The organism is Halothiobacillus sp. (genome assembly GCF_028710545.1).
Lineage (GTDB): Bacteria > Pseudomonadota > Gammaproteobacteria > Halothiobacillales > Halothiobacillaceae > Halothiobacillus.
Map to the genome: position 1 here is coordinate 1 of NZ_JAQTTX010000053.1, position 16,189 is coordinate 16,189.

17 protein-coding genes are annotated in these 16,189 nt (G+C 54.3%); 10 read left to right on the top strand and 7 right to left on the bottom strand.

Annotated features, from left to right (window positions below):
* Positions 1 to 82 precede the first annotated feature (82 nt).
* Genes PHD44_RS10395 through PHD44_RS10410 form a run of 4 tightly spaced genes read right to left on the bottom strand, consistent with a single transcriptional unit; the run spans position 83 to position 3,949 of the window.
* On the bottom strand, positions 83 to 604 hold the full coding sequence (locus PHD44_RS10395; RefSeq protein WP_300191301.1) for an MFS transporter: 522 nt from the start codon (positions 602 to 604) through the stop codon (positions 83 to 85).
* Complete coding sequence (locus PHD44_RS10400) at positions 601 to 1,875, bottom strand: cyclopropane-fatty-acyl-phospholipid synthase family protein (protein WP_300191304.1); 1,275 nt, start codon at positions 1,873 to 1,875, stop codon at positions 601 to 603. The genes PHD44_RS10395 and PHD44_RS10400 overlap by 4 nt, the downstream gene beginning before the upstream one ends.
* Positions 1,857 to 2,651 carry a DUF1365 domain-containing protein gene (locus PHD44_RS10405; protein ID WP_300191306.1) on the bottom strand — a complete coding sequence of 265 codons (795 nt, stop codon included), beginning with the start codon at positions 2,649 to 2,651 and terminating at the stop codon, positions 1,857 to 1,859. The genes PHD44_RS10400 and PHD44_RS10405 overlap by 19 nt, the downstream gene beginning before the upstream one ends.
* Positions 2,648 to 3,949 carry an FAD-dependent oxidoreductase gene (locus PHD44_RS10410; RefSeq protein WP_300191308.1) on the bottom strand — a complete coding sequence of 434 codons (1,302 nt, stop codon included), beginning with the start codon at positions 3,947 to 3,949 and terminating at the stop codon, positions 2,648 to 2,650. Before PHD44_RS10410 ends, PHD44_RS10405 begins: the two co-directional genes overlap by 4 nt.
* A 303-nt stretch (positions 3,950 to 4,252) precedes the next feature.
* Here PHD44_RS10410 and PHD44_RS10415 point away from each other — a divergent pair, with 303 nt between their 5' ends.
* Positions 4,253 to 5,020, top strand: coding sequence for an SDR family oxidoreductase (locus tag PHD44_RS10415; RefSeq protein ID WP_300191310.1), 768 nt, complete (start codon positions 4,253 to 4,255; stop codon positions 5,018 to 5,020).
* Positions 5,017 to 5,466, top strand: a complete 450-nt coding sequence (locus PHD44_RS10420; protein ID WP_300191312.1) for a nuclear transport factor 2 family protein — start codon at positions 5,017 to 5,019, stop codon at positions 5,464 to 5,466. Before PHD44_RS10415 ends, PHD44_RS10420 begins: the two co-directional genes overlap by 4 nt.
* 34 nt (positions 5,467 to 5,500) lie before the next feature.
* Here the strand turns inward: PHD44_RS10420 and bioD are convergent, their stop codons facing one another.
* Both bioD and PHD44_RS10430 read right to left on the bottom strand, forming a co-directional pair.
* Complete coding sequence (gene bioD / locus PHD44_RS10425) at positions 5,501 to 6,250, bottom strand: dethiobiotin synthase (RefSeq protein WP_300191314.1); 750 nt, start codon at positions 6,248 to 6,250, stop codon at positions 5,501 to 5,503.
* Positions 6,243 to 7,142 (bottom strand): phosphoribosylaminoimidazolesuccinocarboxamide synthase, encoded by a 900-nt coding sequence (locus PHD44_RS10430; protein WP_300191338.1) that lies wholly within the window; start codon positions 7,140 to 7,142, stop codon positions 6,243 to 6,245. The genes bioD and PHD44_RS10430 overlap by 8 nt, the downstream gene beginning before the upstream one ends.
* Before the next feature lie 195 nt (positions 7,143 to 7,337).
* Between PHD44_RS10430 and PHD44_RS10435 the strand changes: the two genes are divergently transcribed.
* Both PHD44_RS10435 and tsaD read left to right on the top strand, forming a co-directional pair.
* Positions 7,338 to 8,681, top strand: a complete 1,344-nt coding sequence (locus PHD44_RS10435; RefSeq protein WP_300191316.1) for a TlpA disulfide reductase family protein — start codon at positions 7,338 to 7,340, stop codon at positions 8,679 to 8,681.
* A gap of 101 nt (positions 8,682 to 8,782) precedes the next feature.
* Positions 8,783 to 9,796, top strand: a complete 1,014-nt coding sequence (tsaD, locus tag PHD44_RS10440) for a tRNA (adenosine(37)-N6)-threonylcarbamoyltransferase complex transferase subunit TsaD (RefSeq protein ID WP_300191319.1) — start codon at positions 8,783 to 8,785, stop codon at positions 9,794 to 9,796.
* A 12-nt stretch (positions 9,797 to 9,808) separates the two neighbouring features.
* On the opposite strand, the gene plsY is transcribed toward tsaD, so the two are convergent.
* On the bottom strand, positions 9,809 to 10,444 hold the full coding sequence (plsY, locus tag PHD44_RS10445) for a glycerol-3-phosphate 1-O-acyltransferase PlsY (RefSeq protein ID WP_300191322.1): 636 nt from the start codon (positions 10,442 to 10,444) through the stop codon (positions 9,809 to 9,811).
* Between the two features lie 113 nt (positions 10,445 to 10,557).
* Between plsY and PHD44_RS10450 the strand changes: the two genes are divergently transcribed.
* The 6 genes from PHD44_RS10450 to PHD44_RS10475 all read left to right on the top strand — a co-directional run bounded on the left by PHD44_RS10450 (position 10,558) and on the right by PHD44_RS10475 (position 15,811).
* On the top strand, positions 10,558 to 11,313 hold the full coding sequence (locus PHD44_RS10450; protein ID WP_300191324.1) for an alpha/beta fold hydrolase: 756 nt from the start codon (positions 10,558 to 10,560) through the stop codon (positions 11,311 to 11,313).
* A complete protein-coding gene (gene bioC, locus PHD44_RS10455) occupies positions 11,306 to 12,106 on the top strand; it encodes a malonyl-ACP O-methyltransferase BioC (RefSeq protein WP_300191326.1) in 801 nt (266 codons plus the stop codon). Before PHD44_RS10450 ends, bioC begins: the two co-directional genes overlap by 8 nt.
* A 267-nt stretch (positions 12,107 to 12,373) precedes the next feature.
* Positions 12,374 to 13,834, top strand: a complete 1,461-nt coding sequence (gene ccoN / locus PHD44_RS10460) for a cytochrome-c oxidase, cbb3-type subunit I (protein ID WP_300191328.1) — start codon at positions 12,374 to 12,376, stop codon at positions 13,832 to 13,834.
* A 14-nt stretch (positions 13,835 to 13,848) separates the two neighbouring features.
* Positions 13,849 to 14,580 (top strand): cytochrome-c oxidase, cbb3-type subunit II, encoded by a 732-nt coding sequence (gene ccoO / locus PHD44_RS10465; RefSeq protein ID WP_300191330.1) that lies wholly within the window; start codon positions 13,849 to 13,851, stop codon positions 14,578 to 14,580.
* Between the two features lie 42 nt (positions 14,581 to 14,622).
* Positions 14,623 to 14,856 (top strand): cbb3-type cytochrome c oxidase subunit 3, encoded by a 234-nt coding sequence (locus tag PHD44_RS10470; RefSeq protein WP_300191333.1) that lies wholly within the window; start codon positions 14,623 to 14,625, stop codon positions 14,854 to 14,856.
* Positions 14,834 to 15,811, top strand: a complete 978-nt coding sequence (locus PHD44_RS10475; protein ID WP_300191335.1) for a cbb3-type cytochrome c oxidase N-terminal domain-containing protein — start codon at positions 14,834 to 14,836, stop codon at positions 15,809 to 15,811. The genes PHD44_RS10470 and PHD44_RS10475 overlap by 23 nt, the downstream gene beginning before the upstream one ends.
* Positions 15,812 to 16,189: the final 378 nt, after the last annotated feature.

The following is a 16,189-nucleotide window of genomic DNA, read 5'->3' on the forward strand; positions in this document are numbered from 1 at the left end:
AACAGCGGAGTGTGGCACAACCGGGGGTGGTCAAATTTGGACGCTGTTTCCCCCGGATTCCTGCTCAGTTTTGCACGCTGTTTTACACACCTGTGGTGTTTGAGGTCAAGAATACGGGCAGGCTGGCGGCCAGTATGACGCCGATCAAACCAAAGCCCTCGCGAGATGCGGACAGACGGGTTCGGCCTTGGGGTGTGGGGTCGGCCTCGGCGCCAAAACTGGTGTACGGGATCGTAATCAAGGTCCAGGCAAGAAACCCCAACATCGCCCACAAGTAGAGGTAAGCAATGCCCACTTGAGGCGGCGGATTGAGCAAGAAATACGTTGCAAGTAAAAATAGCGGCAGGCCGATGAGCATCAGCGTTTTTCTGCGATGGCGGCCTGGAATCAGATCGGCGTAAAAACCGACAATCGGGTCGAGGATCACATCCCACAATCGGCTGATCATCAAGGCCAAGCCGACGGCGCCCAGCCCCAGCCCCAATTGCTGTGCGTAGAACGGGGGCAGGTACACATACAAGGGGATGCCCATAATGGCCAAAGGAAGCCCGGTTGCCCCATAGGCAAGCACCTGCCCGAGTGATAAATTGGCGTTTGGGTTCACGCCATATCCTTGAGTTCGATGGTCGTTTCTCGCGCATTGTTTTTGGCGTTCATCGGTTTTTCAAGGAGAACCTGAGCCACGTTGATGTGTTCTGCCAGGAAGCCGGCTTCGCAATAGGCCAGGTAGTATTGCCATGTTCTGCGAAAACGCGCATCGAATCCTTGTGCTTCCAGCGCATCGGCATGAAGGTTGAAGGATTCTGCCCAACGGTTCAAGGTGCGGGCGTAATCCTTGCCGAAAAAGAAGGTGTCTTTTATTTCCTGTCCTGCATGGCTGGCGCCTTGGGTAAATAGTTCGATGGTGGGCAACATGCCGCCGGGAAAGATGTACAACTGGATGAAGTCAGGCTCGCGCCGATAGGATTCGAAGGCTTTTTCTGAAATCGTGATGACTTGGATGGCTGCGCGTCCCCCGGGCTTAAGACGGTCGTAGATGGTCTGAAAATACGTGGGCCAGTAGTGTTCGCCGACGGCCTCAAACATCTCAACCGAGACGATGTGATCGAACGTGCCGGTTTGATCACGGTAATCGCGGAGGAAAAATTCAGCCTGCGCGGGGTGTTTGACGCACGCCATTCGCTCGATGGCAAATGCCTGTTGCTCAGTGGACAAGGTAATGCCGGATACGTGAATCCCTTGGCCAGTCGCTTGCTCGGCAAAACCACCCCAGCCGCAGCCGATTTCAAGGATATGGTCGCCCGGTTTGGCTTCGAGCGCATCGATCAAACGTTGGTATTTTCGTGCTTGCGCTTCGGCCATCGGTTCATCGGGGCGGCTGAACAGGGCCGACGAATAAGTCATGCTGGGATCCAGCCACAGACGGTAAAACTCATTGCCCAAATCATAATGGGCGGAAATATTGCGCCGACTGCCCCGCTTATGGTTGCTTCTGAGCGCATGTTGCAGGCGGTGAATCAGCCGTGCCCAAAATCCGGCACGCAAGTCATCACGCATCACATCCATATTGCGTGCGCCGATTTCCAGCAAACGCGTGAGGTTGTCGGTGGAAAAATCACCGTGAATGTAGGCTTCGGCAATACCAATATCGCCCAGTCGAGCCAGACGAGATAATAACCGGGCGGGGTGATGCAAGCGCCATTCCGCTTTGAGTTCAGGGTGCGTTTGACCGGCAAACGTGTGTTCCTGACCTTCAACGGTGAGCACGCGGATCTGCCCGATGCGTATTCCACCCAGCAGTGAATATACCCATCTGGCCGAGATCGGCAGTTCAAGGACGTTGTTTTTAATTGCTTTTATTTGGCTTTGGGGCATGAGCTTATCTCCGAAGACGGTTTTGGCGGTGATTTATGGAAGACACCGCCCTTGAGCCATATTTTCAAAGCGTGCCAATGAATCAGACCGATCACTTTGAGTGTGAGAAAGGGAATTCTTATTGCCTCAAGCCAGAGGCGCCCGTCGCTCAATGTTCGGCGATGCGCATGATGGGTTGCGACCAGCGTCAATTCTTCACCGGTTTCGGTGAGCGCATTTTCTCGAATAGAAACACTCAGCCGTTCGGCGGGTTGGTTGAATTTAAAGTGATAGCGCATCGCCATATCGAGGAATGGGGATACGTGGAAAGCCTTGTCCGCGCTGGCTTGGAACGGCAGTTCCAATGGCCTGCCCTGGTCGTGCAGCAAATAATGATGAAACTCGCCGAAGGTATTGCTCACCTCGCAATCAATCGCCACCAATTGCTGCGCGTGGTCAAAGCAATACCAGACATTGAGCGGGTTGAACTGGTAACCGAGCACGCGGGGATAGGTGTTGATGAGCACGCGCCCTTTTGAAATATCAAAACCTTGATCGGCGCAGGCCTGATTGATCCATGCTCGCAGAGATGTGCCTTTTTGACGCGGCCCCAAATCACGTGCATGGACTGAAAACAGGTTGAATCGATTGGCCGACAACCAACGCAATGCGGGAAAATTTTGTTCATAGTCGTCCAAATCGACCAGCAGGCTGAACACGCGATACTCGAAGCGGTAAGCCGGGCCGCGCATCCGCTGGTGCATGACTTTGCCGATGTACAGTGTGCTACCGCTCATTTATCTGCCTGCCAGGGTGGCGTGATGCCAAACGCCAATGCAATGTTGACTGCAGATCTCAAGCCATCTTCATGGAAGCCATAGCCTGTCCATGCACCGGCGTAATAACAGTTCCGGTGGCCTTGCAGTTGAGGTAATTGCTGTTGGGCACGACTTGTTTTGGCATCGAATACCGGGTGCTGGTAGGTGATTTTTGCTCGGATCAGTTCAGCGCGCGGGGGCTGAAACGGATTGAGCGTGACCAGCCAGTCTGAGGGTGTATCCAGTTGCTGAAGATGATTCATCCAGTAGGTCACAGCCACGGCCCGGTGGCCGGACGCTCCTTTTTGGCCCAGGTAATTCCAGCTTGACCAAACAGCGCGGCGGCGGGGCATAAGATCTTTATCGTGATGCAGATAAGCCTGGTTTTCCTGAAAGCGGAATGCACCCAGCACACCTTGCTCATGCGCGTCTGCCTCATCCAGTGCGGCTAGTGTCTGATCCGCATGACCGGCAAAGATACAGGCGTCGAAGCGCTCGCCGGTTTCGGGAAGATAAATGCCATCGGGCTCTCGAATCACCCGGTTGATGGGGCAATTGGGGCGATAGTTGAAGCGTGCGTCCTTGAGCATGGCATCGATGTAGCTGCGCGAACCGCCCTTGATCGTTTCCCATTGAGGCCGGTCGTTGACATTCATCAAGCCGTGGTTTTCGAAAAACTGCAAAAAACTGAGCGCGGGGAATTCGAGCATGACTTCAGTGGGGCAAGACCAGATCGCCGCCGCCATGGGCAAGAGATAGTCGTCACGGAGACCGACACCAAAGCGTCGCCGGTCCAGAAAGTCACCCAAGGATTCGTCTTTGGGAAATGCAGGGTCGCGAAGCGCCGCTTTGCCTTCACGATTGAAGCGCAGGATATCCCGCACCATTGTGATGAATCGGGGGCGTATCAGGTTGATTTTCTGCGCAAAAAGGGTGGACAGGTCGCTGCCGCCATATTCAAGGCGTCCTTGATCCAGACTCACGCCGAAAGACATCTGCGTCGGTTGAGTTGCGATGCCAAGATGCGAGAGCAAGCCGGTCAAATGGGGATAGTTGGGACGGTTGAACACAATGAATCCCGTATCCACCGAAACAGGGTGGCCCTGATCTTCAAACCGATGGGTATGCGTGTGGCCACCGAGATAGTCGTTTTTTTCGAACAGGGTGACTTCATGTTTGCCACCCAGAAGCCAGGCAGAGGCGACTCCCGCAATACCGGAGCCGATGACGGCGATCCTTCGAGGGCGGTCGGCAGGCGTCTGTTTGGTTGTATCCATTGTTTTTTGTTCGCTTGGCGGCTCGGTTGAAATGGTCGTTACAGTTCATGTACGCATGAAATCTGTTTGCGGTTGCACACTTGTATGTATAGATTATGTATAACTAATGTGCAACTATGTCCTTGACCTTGGAACATGTCCAGCAAACTCCTCTTTTCGAACCTGCAGGGGCATGAAGTGCTTGAACAGCCTGGGTTCATATTTCGAGAAGCGGTCTAAGCTCTGGGGCTGGTGGCCATAATTTAGGGAAGCGCTGATTTATTCCAAGGATGGAATAAATCAGCATTTACTTAGGAGAACGAAATGCCGAATCTTGATCATTCTCGACAGCGCGTGACCTGGATCGTTGGCGGCAGTAGCGGCATTGGTCGTGCCCTGGCTGAAGGGTTGCTGTTGCAGGGCGATAGGGTGGTGGTATCTGCGCGCCATTTGGAGGGCTTGGCGGATCTTGCTGAGCGGTATGGCGATCAAGTCCAACTCATTGCAGTGGATGTAACCAAGCCGGAGACTCTGGACAAGGGATTGTCCGAATTATTGGCACGGTGGGCGCGCATTGATCGCGTGATCCTCAATGCGGCAGATTATTCCCCAATGAGTCTCGCCGACTTTGATCCCGCGCTGTTTGAACGCTTGATGCAAATTAACTTCATGGGCGTGATTCATGGTATCAACGCCGTGCGCCAACAATTTTTACAGCAAGGCGCGGGGCAGATTCTGATTACCGCGAGTGTCGCCGGTTTCAGGGGGTTGCCGTATGCCGCCCCCTACGGCGCGACCAAGGCGGCACTGATCAACATGGCAGAATCACTGGCTCCGGAGTTCGCGCGCAAGGGGGTTCTGCTGAGAGTTATCAATCCGGGCTTCGTGCGGACGGCACTGACCGCCAAAAATGGCTTCGAGATGCCGGGCATACTCGAGCCGGAAGAGGCCGCGCGCCTGATTCTTAAAAAGCTCGATCGAAGGGGCTTTGAGCTGTTGGTGCCCACAGGATTTGGTTTGGTGATGAAGCTTATTCGCATCCTGCCTTATCCACTTTTTTTCGCCTTGACCCGTCGGATGCTCAAACCATGACCGCAAGTTCGTTATCAGCGACAAAATTGAAGGCGGCGGCCCATAACTTTGCCGAGGTTATTCGTCACCTTGATGCGGATGCATTAGATGAATTGGCGCGTGTGTTTTCTCCCGAAGCCCGTTTCAAGGATCCATTCAACGATGTGATTGGGCGCGACGCGATTGTTCGTGTGTTTGCGCACGGTTTCCGGCGCTGCCCGAAACTACGATTTCTGGTTGAAGAAATGGCTTTCGTGCCCGACGCTCGAGTGGTGTATTTTTATTGGCGTTTTTGTTGCGGTACGCAGGAACAGTTGACACTCACAGGCGTCAGTCGAGTCGTGTTCGATGAGTTGGGCCTGGTTATCGAGCATATTGATTACTGGGACCCGGCAGAGCAGGTGTACGACAAGGTACCGCTTCTCGGCGCTATTCTTCGCTGGGTGCGCGGGCGGTTGTCGTCCTGATTATCTCCTCGGCGGAGTCATGCTGCCCGCCGGCTTATGTATTAAGCAGGGCATCCATCAAGCGTTTTCCCGCCGACTGCATGGGCTCATCCTGAGCAAACGAGAGCAGAACGGGCCTGTGTTTTGGCGCAGCCCCTTCTTGGGATATGAGTTCGGGAAGCCATCTCTTAAGACTGCCGATATTGTCCGCGTCCAGATGCGCGGGGCGTTGATTGAGCACAATGGCCGCGATGGGGATTGCGCGACGGGCGAGCGCTTCAACATGCGCAAACAGCGTGCTCAAGGTGCCGAGTCGGTCCGGGGCAATCAAAATGACGGGCAGTCCCGTGAATGTTGCCAGCGCACAGTTGAGTGCATCTTCTGTCAGTGGCGATAGCGCCCCGCCCGCCCCCTCGATAATCCAGAATTCACGCAATGCAGCGTGCCGATTGTTGCCTGCATCTTTCAAGAGCGGAGCAATATCTCTCTCGAACTGTAGGGATACGCCTTCGCTGGCGGCTGCCTGGGGCGCGGCCACAGGCAATCTGAAGCGTAACGGGCAAACGTCATCCAGTGTGTCCACTTGTCCTGCGGCAGACCACAGTAATGAGGCATCTGCTGGCACGAGCGTGTCGTTCATAATCGAACAGCCGGTTTCCACAGGTTTGCGCACGCGCACATGAAAACCGCTTGAGCGCAGCGCTTGCGTCAGTGCGCAGCCGACGAATGTCTTGCCCACGCCGGTGTCGGTGGCCAGAACCACCACGCCGCGCGCGTCGGCTGGCGCTGGTTGAAGTTCAGTCAAGTTTGGTGCCGGTCAGCAGGCGGTAGGCTTCGAGATAGCGCGATCGGGTCTGTTCGACAATATCGGCCGGGATTTGCGGGCCGGGTGCTTTCTTGTTCCAGTCCAGCGTTTCCAGCCAGTCGCGAACAAATTGCTTGTCGAAGGACGGCGGGCTGATGCCTGTTTTGTACTGATCGACCGGCCAGAACCTTGATGAATCAGGTGTGAGCGCCTCGTCGATCAGATACAGCGTGCCTTGATCATCCAGACCGAATTCGAATTTGGTATCTGCAATGATGATGCCGCGTTCCAGTGCGTATTTCGCGGCTTGCTGATAGAGCTTGATGGCGGTATCCCGCACCTGTTCGGCCAGTTGGCGACCAAGCAGGGAAACGGTGGTGTCAAAATCGATGTTTTCATCGTGATCGCCCACAGCGGCCTTCGTCGCCGGTGTGAAGATCGGTTCGGGCAAGTGGGCCGCCAGAGGCAGATCTTTCGGGAGCGCGATGCCGCATACCGCGCCGGTGGCCTGGTAATCCTTGTAACCGGTGCCGATCAGGTAGCCGCGCACGACGGCTTCGATCGGCAATGCTTTGAGTCGCTTGACGATCAGGCTTCGACCTTCCAGCAGGGCGCGCTCATCACGATCGGGGATGATATCGGTCAGCGATTGGTCGTCCGTCAGGTGATTCGGCACGATATTGCGGGTCCGATCGAACCAGAAGCGGGAAATCGCTGTCAAAACATGTCCCTTGTCCGGAATGGCCGTGGGCAGGATGACATCAAAGGCAGAAATGCGATCGGTTGTAACAATCAACAGACGGTCATCATCTACGGCATACAGATCGCGAACTTTGCCGCGGTGGAGTAGGGGCAGATGACTGAGTTTTGATTCAAGCAATGGCGCGGTAATTTTAGGCATAGTCTATATAATCATTAGATGGTTATGATTTATTCCGTCTGAGCGATCAGTGGGCCATTGTAATCGACATGCAGATGATCTGTGGTCTGTATTTTGTCCGGCTTTCAGGGCTGTGCCGTGGAATGCGTTGAGGCCCTGATGACTCAATGCGATGAACAAGAGATAGCAATTTTTTAAGGTGAATTCATGGTGAGCAAGCGTCGGGTTGGGATGCAGGTTGTGTTGCTGCTTTTGCTCAGCATGGCTTTCGGGCGTGCCTGGGCCGATTTCACCCTGCCCTACGGCGACCAGGGTAATGAGTTGGATGTCAAGGTGGTCGGTGGCGAACATCAGCGAGGTCCTTTGTTTCTTTGGTTCACCAATCAATACGGGCGAACCACGGGGGCTGAAGCGATCGCTCATGCCTTGGCTCGTCGGGGTGCAACCGTCTGGATGGTCGATCTGCTTGATTCATTGTTATTGCAACGCTCGAATGAGGTTGTACGCGGGCTCAGTGGCAAAGGTGTCGCTGCGTTGATGACCGCGGGCGTCAAAACCGGGCGTCCGGTGACGGTCGTCGGCCTTGATCGCATGGCCGTACCGATTCTGCGCGGCTTGCGTGATTGGCAGGCGTCGGCAACGAACCCGGATGCCGTAACGGGCGCTGTCTTGCTGTTCCCTAACCTCTATCGCGGAACGCCGGTCGCCGGCGAACCACCCAGCTTTTTGGGCATTGTGGCGGCAACCAATATGCCCGTCATGATTCTGGAGCCCGAACGGGGCGTGAATCGCAATCGTCTGGGCAGTTTGCTTGATGCCCTGCAAGGGGCGGGTTGCCCGGCGTTCGCTCGCATCATCCCCAATGTGCGCGATTATTTTCCTTTGCATTTGAAGACGGCTCAAAATGAATCGCTTAAAAACCTGGCCGATTTCATGAAACCGGAGGAGGCCCGGGCCATGCAGGCTTTGCCGGATGAATTGCTTGAATCCAGCCGCCTGCTGGCCGAGGCGCCCCATCCCGCGCACGTCCTGCCTTTGAACCAGGCTCTGGATAAACCCATCCAGCAGCAATTCGGCTTGATTCCCGTGGCGAGTCTCAAGGCGAAGAACTTTGTATTGCCCGACTTGAACGGGCAGATCCACCGGCTGGAGCATGGCCCGCTCGATACCCGGCCCGCAGTCACGCTGGTCAACTTCTGGGCCAGTTGGTGCCCGCATTGCGTCGAGGAAATTCCGTCCATGAATGAATTGGCTCAGAGTTACCCTGCTGGCCAGTTGCGTGTGCTGTCGATCAACTTCAAGGAATCGCCTGCCCATGTGGCGGCGTTCATGAAGCAGTTCTCGGTGCATTTCCCGGTTCTGATCGATCGACAGGGGGATGTAGCTGCCCAATGGGGGGTGTTTGCCTTTCCAAGCTCGTTTCTGGTGGACGACCAGGGGCGTATCCGTTACTCGGTGAATGCGTCAATCGATTGGAACACGCCCAAGGTCAAGGCCCTGATCGATCAGATTATCCGCGAGGAGAAACGCTCGGCCGCATCGGCTCGATAACCCAACAATCCCCGCGTGTCGGGGCGGTATGCGTTATCATCCCCGGCCTGATTTTACGGGCTTACGATTTGGGCCTTCGATTTGATGGAGATGGGCGCGTCATGCGGGTATTGGGCATCGAAACATCGTGCGATGAAACGGCCATCGCCATCTACGACACATCTTGCGGTTTGCGCGCGAATCAGATTCACTCGCAAACCGATGTGCATGCGCGCTATGGCGGCGTCGTCCCCGAGTTGGCCGCGCGCGATCACGTACGCAAGTTGCCGTTATTGTTCAGGGCAGCCCTCGAAGAAGCCGATCTTCGTCGCGATCAGATCGATGCGATCGGATACACGGCCGGTCCCGGCTTGCAGGGCGCGTTGATGACCGGTGCCGCCTTTGCCAAGGGGTTGGCGCGGGCGCTTGGTCGTCCTGCGCTGGGTGTGCACCATCTGGAAGGTCACGTGCTGGCACCCTTGCTGGAAGATGAGCGCCCGCAATTCCCGTTTCTGGCCGTGCTGGTGTCCGGTGGGCACACGCAGTTGATTGCGGTCAAGGCGCTGGGGGATTACACCCTGCTCGGGGAAAGTATCGATGATGCCGTGGGCGAGGCTTTCGATAAATCAGCCAAACTCATGGGTTTGGGCTATCCCGGGGGCGCGGCGCTTTCCGAATTGGCGCAGCGTGGACGTCGCGATGCCATCCGCTTCCCCCGACCGATGGTCGATCGACCGGGGTTGGATTTCAGTTTCAGTGGTCTGAAGACGGCGGTGGCATTGGCCATCGCGTCAGGCGGAGATCACGCCGATATCGCCGCTTCGTTCGAACAGGCCGTCATCGATACGCTCGCAATTAAAATCGGGCGGGCACTGGAGCAGACCGGTTACCGTCATGTGGTGCTGGCTGGCGGGGTGGCGGCAAATCGTCCGTTGCGCTTGCGGCTCAAACAAATGATGGATGAGCGTGACGGGCAGGTGTTCTATCCACCGCCCATACTCTGTACCGACAATGCGGCCATGATCGCTTTGGTTGCCGCGCTTCGGTTGGAGCGGGGCGAGCATGACGAGGCGGCGGGGTTCGAGGTTCGCCCTCGCTGGCCGTTGGTTTCCTTGAGCCATTCGCTGGCGGGGTGACCGCCTGTCTTTTCAAACCGGTTTTTCCGGTTGATTGTCCGAATCACTCTTTTTGCCGATTTTGGGTTCTTCGCCGTTAATCAGGCGACGAATGTTCCGGTGGTGCCGGTAAATCAGCATGATGGCCATGATACTGACTGCTACCATGGTGGCAGGTGGTGCCAGATACAGGGCGCTGGAAGCCGCTACAACCGCGGCAATAATTGCGGAAAGCGAGGAATAGCGGGTGATAAAGGCGCAGGCTATCCAGGTGCCTACGGTAATCAGGCCAATCAATGGATTGAGTGCGAGTAAGGCACCCGCAGCGGTCGCAACCCCTTTTCCGCCTTTGAACCCAAAAAATATGGGGAAAATGTGGCCGACGAACGCGGCCAGGGCGGCTACGGCCAATGCGACTTCGGGGGCATTCAGGGCACGTAATATAAGCACCGGCAGCAAGCCCTTGCCGAGATCACCAAACAGTGTCAACAGCGCGGCTTTTTTTCCGCCCAGCCGCAGGACGTTCGTCGCGCCGGGGTTGCCGGAGCCCGCTTGGCGTGGATCGGGAAGATGAAATAGTCGTGCTACAAGCACGGCGCTGGCGATCGAGCCAATAAGATAGCTGACGATGGCGATGCCGACCAATGCCGGCCCAGATGAGAAATCCACGGTATATTCCTGATTGAGGTGTGTATCAAACGTCGCGCATTATCACGACTTTGAAGTTCAAAGCGCAAATGAAGAAATGGCGACACGCAAAGAAATGAAAGAAGGTGCTTGGATTGATTGATGGTTTGGTCGAGGGGTGTGGTAACGGTTCCGGCTTGAAGGGGGGCGCACACATTGTGCTGGTTTCCGGTTGGTCGTTCGATTCATCCATGTGGCGGAATTTAGTTGATGGCTATGTTGCGCGCGGCGGCGACCGGTCCGTGATTCATCCTCTGGATTGGCTGGAATTCGGTCGTTGGATTTTCGATGGCGCAGATTGTCCCGTGGCAGAAATGTACAGCGGAGAAAATACGCTTTGGCTTGGCTGGTCGCTTGGCGGTGCCCTGATTCTGGAAGCCTTGGCCAGAAAGAATTTGTCACCGCGCCAATCGGTCATCCTGTCGGCTTCCCCCCGTTTTCTGCAGGATACGGCTTCAGGTTGGCAAGGGATGCCTGAAAAAAACTGGCAAGCCTTGCGAAGACAGGTAGGTCGTTCACCCGATGCTGCGTTGAACGGGTTTGACACCTGGCTTGGTCTTCCCGCCGGGTTCGGTCGCCAGCAGGAGGCGGGCGCTTTGCAGCAGGGGCTGGATTGGTTGGCCGCTATCGATCAACGCGCCTGGTTGGCACGCGCGACGAGGCCCATTCATTGGGTATTCGGTTCCGATGATCCGCTGCTGCCGACGCAACCGTGGACAGAATCTTGTGGTTCGGCGTGTCAGCAACTCACGCCCTTGCAGGGCGGTGGTCACGCGTTGCCCTGGCGCCATGAAGATTATTTGATGAACTTATTGCTGACCTATTCAGCTCGCGGGATTGAAGATGTTTGATTACGCCCAGGTTCGTGCCCGGTTCAATCGCGCGCACCAGACATATGACCAGTTCGCTGCAGTGCAGCAAGAAGTGGGAAGAAGGCTCGATGAGCGTTTCGAATGGTTGAAAATAGAGCCTCGGCGCATTCTTGATCTTGGTGCGGGAACTGGACAGATGACACGGGCAATGCAGAAGCGTTATCCGTCGGCCCAGGTGGTGGCTCTTGATCTGGCAGAACAGATGCTTGCGGTTATCCCCAAGACAGGGCGTATCTTCAAGCGTCGGCGTGTGGTGTGCGCAGACATGCATCAGTTGCCGTTTAAAGCCGGTAGCTTTGATGTCGTTATTTCAAATTTCTCATTGCAGTGGAGCCATGATCTGGGTGTGGTTATGCAGGAGGTGGCGCGCGTGTTGGCATCGGGTGGGGTTTTCGTGTTCGCCACCCTGGGGCCGGATACCTTGCAGGAATGCAGGATAGCCTGGTCGGGACTAGATGAGGCAGTCCACACGCACGGATTTCTGGATATGCACGATGTAGGAGATGCCCTGCTGGCCAGTTGCTTTGCGGATCCGGTGATGGATCAGGAGCGACTCACGCTGTATTACCCCACCCCCGTCGAGTTGATTAAGGAATTGCGTGGCGTCGGTGTGGGAAACACGCATCTTGAGCGTGCTACCGGTCTCACCGGGCGAGAGAAATGGAAAGGATTCCTGGCGGGCCTGGAGTCTCAACGCTCTGCTCAAGGTATCCCGCTTACCTATGAAGTGGTATATGGTTTGGCCTGGGGGACGGGGGTATCCCCAGTGTAATGCTCGACTTTTCGACGGCATATGACTCAAGAAAGGGTCATTTTGCTCAATAGAATTTATTTATCCAGGTGGCCTTTATATAAATGAAACCAGCTAACGATCGTGTTGCATTGATATTTATCAGAGGGTTATGTTTTTGGCGTCTCGAGTACACTAGGGAATCCGTAGGTTTTTGTGTGTTTTAGAATGCTTTAATATGGCTGGTCTAAAATAGGTGGCGAAGCCTTGGTGGCCGAGTCGATTCAATCTTTATGCGGAGGGGTCAAGATGTCTGCGAACACAGTTGCCATAACGGCAGAGCAGTACAATTACGACATTGTCAAGAAATTCGCCATTATGGCGATGGTGTGGGGTTTGCTCGGCATGTCGGCCGGCGTTTATATCGCCAGTGAGCTTGCTTTCCCTTTTCTCAATTTCGATATCGCTGAAATAACCTTTGGACGCTTGCGCCCTGTGCATACCAGCTTGGTGATTTTCGGATTCGGCGGTAGCGCATTGTTGGGGACTTCTTACTATGTAGTTCAGCGTACATGCCAGGCTAGATTATGGGGCGGTAAGTGGCTTCCGGAATTCACATTCTGGGGTTGGCAACTGAGTATCGGCATCGGGGTTGTGCTTTACATGATGGGTTATACCCAGGCGCGTGAATATGCCGAGTTCGTATGGCCTGTTGATCTGGGTATCCTGGTGACCTGGGTAGCTTACGCCACCGTGTTCTTCATGACTATCCGCAAGCGTTCACAGCCGCATATCTATGTTGCTCTCTGGTTCTACCTTGCGTTTATCTTGGGAACTGCCGTGCTACATATCTTTAATAATCTGGCTGTGCCTGTCGCATGGAATAGCTTTGAGTCCTACAGCCTATTCTCGGGCGTACAAGATGCCATGACGCAGTGGTGGTATGGGCACAACGCGGTCGGCACTATCCTGACAATAGCCTTCTTGGGTATGATGTACTACTTCCTGCCCAAGCAGGCTGAGCGTCCGATCTACTCCTACCGTTTGTCGATCGTTCACTTCTGGGCGCTGACATTCCTTTACATGTGGGTAGGTGGTCATCACTTACTCTGGACGTCGTTGCCTGACTGGGTAGGTTCGGTGGCTTCAGCCTTCTCCATCCTGCTGCTGCTGCCATCATGGGGCGGAATGATCAACGGTATCATGACGTTGTCTGGTGCATGGGAGAAGCTGCGTAGTGATCCGATCATGCTGTTCATGATCACTGCGATGGCGTTCTACGGCATGTCGACCTTCGAGGGCCCGATGATGTCCCTCAAATCCGTTAATGCCCTGTCCCACTACACGGACTGGACCATCGGCCACGTGCATTCAGGTGCGTTGGGCTGGGTGGCCATGATCACCATCGGTTCGTTCTATCACATGGTTCCGCGCCTGTGGGGTGTCAAGCTCTATTCGACCAAGTTGGTGTTTACCCACTTCTGGATCGCGACAGTCGGTATCGTTCTGTACATCGTATCCATGTGGGTTGCCGGTATCGGCCAAGGTCTGATGCTGCGCGCATTCGACCAGTACGGTAACCTGGCTTACACCTTCGTTGAAACCGTGACCTTCATGCATATCCCCTATGTGGTTCGCGCGGTGGGTGGTGCCCTGTTCCTGTCGGGCATGGCGCTGATGGCTTATAACCTGTACATGACAGTATGGGGTGCACGTCGTGAAGTGGTACCGGTTGCGGGCCAAGCTGCCGTCGCGGCAACTCGTGTCTGATCAGGAGATAATCAATGAAACACGAAAGTATTGAAATCAACTCGGCCCTGCTGATCATCCTGACACTCGTGGTGATCAGTATCGGTGGCTTGGTCGAAATTGTTCCCCTGTTCCATATCAAGGGTACGGTTGAGAAGGTTGAAGGGGTTCATCCTTACACACCACTTGAGCAGTTGGGTCGTGATGTGTATGTACGGGAAGGCTGCTATCTATGCCATTCTCAGCAGATTCGACCGTTTCGGGATGAGCAACTGCGTTATGGTCACTATTCTCTGGCGGCAGAATCAAAGTACGACCATCCTTTCCAGTGGGGTTCCAAGCGTACAGGCCCAGATTTGGCGCGCGTCGGTGGCAAGTACTCCAACGAATGGATGACGCAACATTTGATTCACCCGCAATCATTGGTGCCTGAGTCGATCATGCCTTCCTATCCTTGGCTGATGCAGCCGCTGAAATACCAGGATATCGAAGCGCGCATGAAGGCATTGCGCGATGTCGGTGTGCCGTACTCACTGACCAAGGCTGAATATGAAGCCAATGTGAAGAAGTTTGGTAAAGACATGGCCGACCAGTTCGTGATTGCCAATGGTATCAAGTCGGTCAAGGCTGAAGCTGCCGCTGAAAACTGGGATGGAAATCCGAAGGAAATTACCGAGATGGATGCTCTTGTGGCGTATCTCCAAGTACTGGGCACGATGGTTGATTTCTCGAAATACAACCAGGGTTACTTCTCAACATTCAGGTAGTCCGCCAGTTAGTCAGCTTGTGACATCCGAGGAATCGATATTTTGATCAGTGAATTTTTTAATTGGATCGGTCGTCCTGAAATAGCAAAAACCATCGAGTTGTTCTTGCTGTTTGGTGTGTTCATTGTCGTGCTTATCTATGTCTATACAGGCAAGAAGCGTGGTAAGCGGCTGGAATCCTATAAAGATATTCCGTTCCTCGATGATCACGATCATGTTTCTACTGACGCCAACAAAGAGCAGGTGAGTAAAAATGAGTCAGAGTCCAGAAAATAAGAAAGGTCAGGTCGAGACCACCGGTCACGTGTGGGACGGCGACCTGCGTGAGTACAACAATCCATTGCCTCGCTGGTGGTTGTGGGGCTTCTACGGCACCATTATATTTGCGGTGGTCTACTGGATTTTGTATCCCGCATGGCCTTATGCCGATACCTATACTAAAGGTATCTCGACCGTCTCCTTCCAGAGTCCGGTCATCGGGCCAGATGGCAAACCTGAGAAAGGAGCCGACGGTCAGCCCAAGATGGAAACCAAAACAGAGCATTGGAATTCTCGTGCGCTGTTCTATCAGGAAATGCAATCAAGCCCCTCTGCGGTAGCGCAGAAAGAATGGTTGGCTAAGGTCAAGGACATGAGTTTCGAGCAGATTGCTGCCAACCCGGATACCTTGAACTTCGCTCGTTCCATGGGTCATGGTTTGTTTGGTGACCATTGCGCGGCATGTCACGGCACGGGGGGGCAAGGTCATCTTGCCATGAACCCGGAAGGTTCATACCCGAATCTTGCAGATAATGCATGGATTCATGGATCCAGCTACGAAAAGATCGTCTCCGCTATTACCAATGGTATTCAGGGCAATATGCCTGCGTTTGGTGCGCTCTATAAAGGGGAAAAGCTTACTGACCTAGCGCAGTATGTTTTAAGCCTTTCTCATCAGCCAGGTGTCAATGAAGAAGCTGCGAATCGCGGAAAGGCATCGTTTGCAACCTGTGCTGGCTGTCACGGTGCCAATGGGCAGGGCAATCAAGCCATTGGTGCGCCAAACTTAACTGATCAGGCTTGGGCATTTGTCGATGTGCCCGGTGCCAAGAACTATGATGACAAGCTGAAGTTGGTGGAAGGTGTGATTGACCATGGCCTGCAACATCAGATGCCCAAGTTCGGTGATCGTTTGTCGCCTGAGCAGATTCGTTTGCTTGCCGTTTACGTGCGCCAGCTTGGTGGCACCTGATAAGTTAGCTTGAAGCCGAAAAACGCCGACTCAGTCGGCGTTTTTTATTCCAAAGGAAGTCTCGAAACACCACATCCCAGGCGGCGTTCGTTGCAGCTGGATACATCCATATGGCGCTTAGATGACTTAAACTCGTAGCCTATGCCGTCTGTTATTTTTCAGGCATTGGTTGGTGTTTTTAACTGAGTAAATATGTTGGTTATTTAATTGTTGTAATTCTTTCTTTGTTATCTCTGATCAGTCTTATTTATTGTGAAAATATTTTATAATCTATTGATTGATTTTTCTGCTGCCATTAGCGTAGGGGTATGAGACACATGTCTGCTGTCGATCTGACCGAAAAAGAACCGGAGCTGTATAAAGCTCGTGAGCCAATCC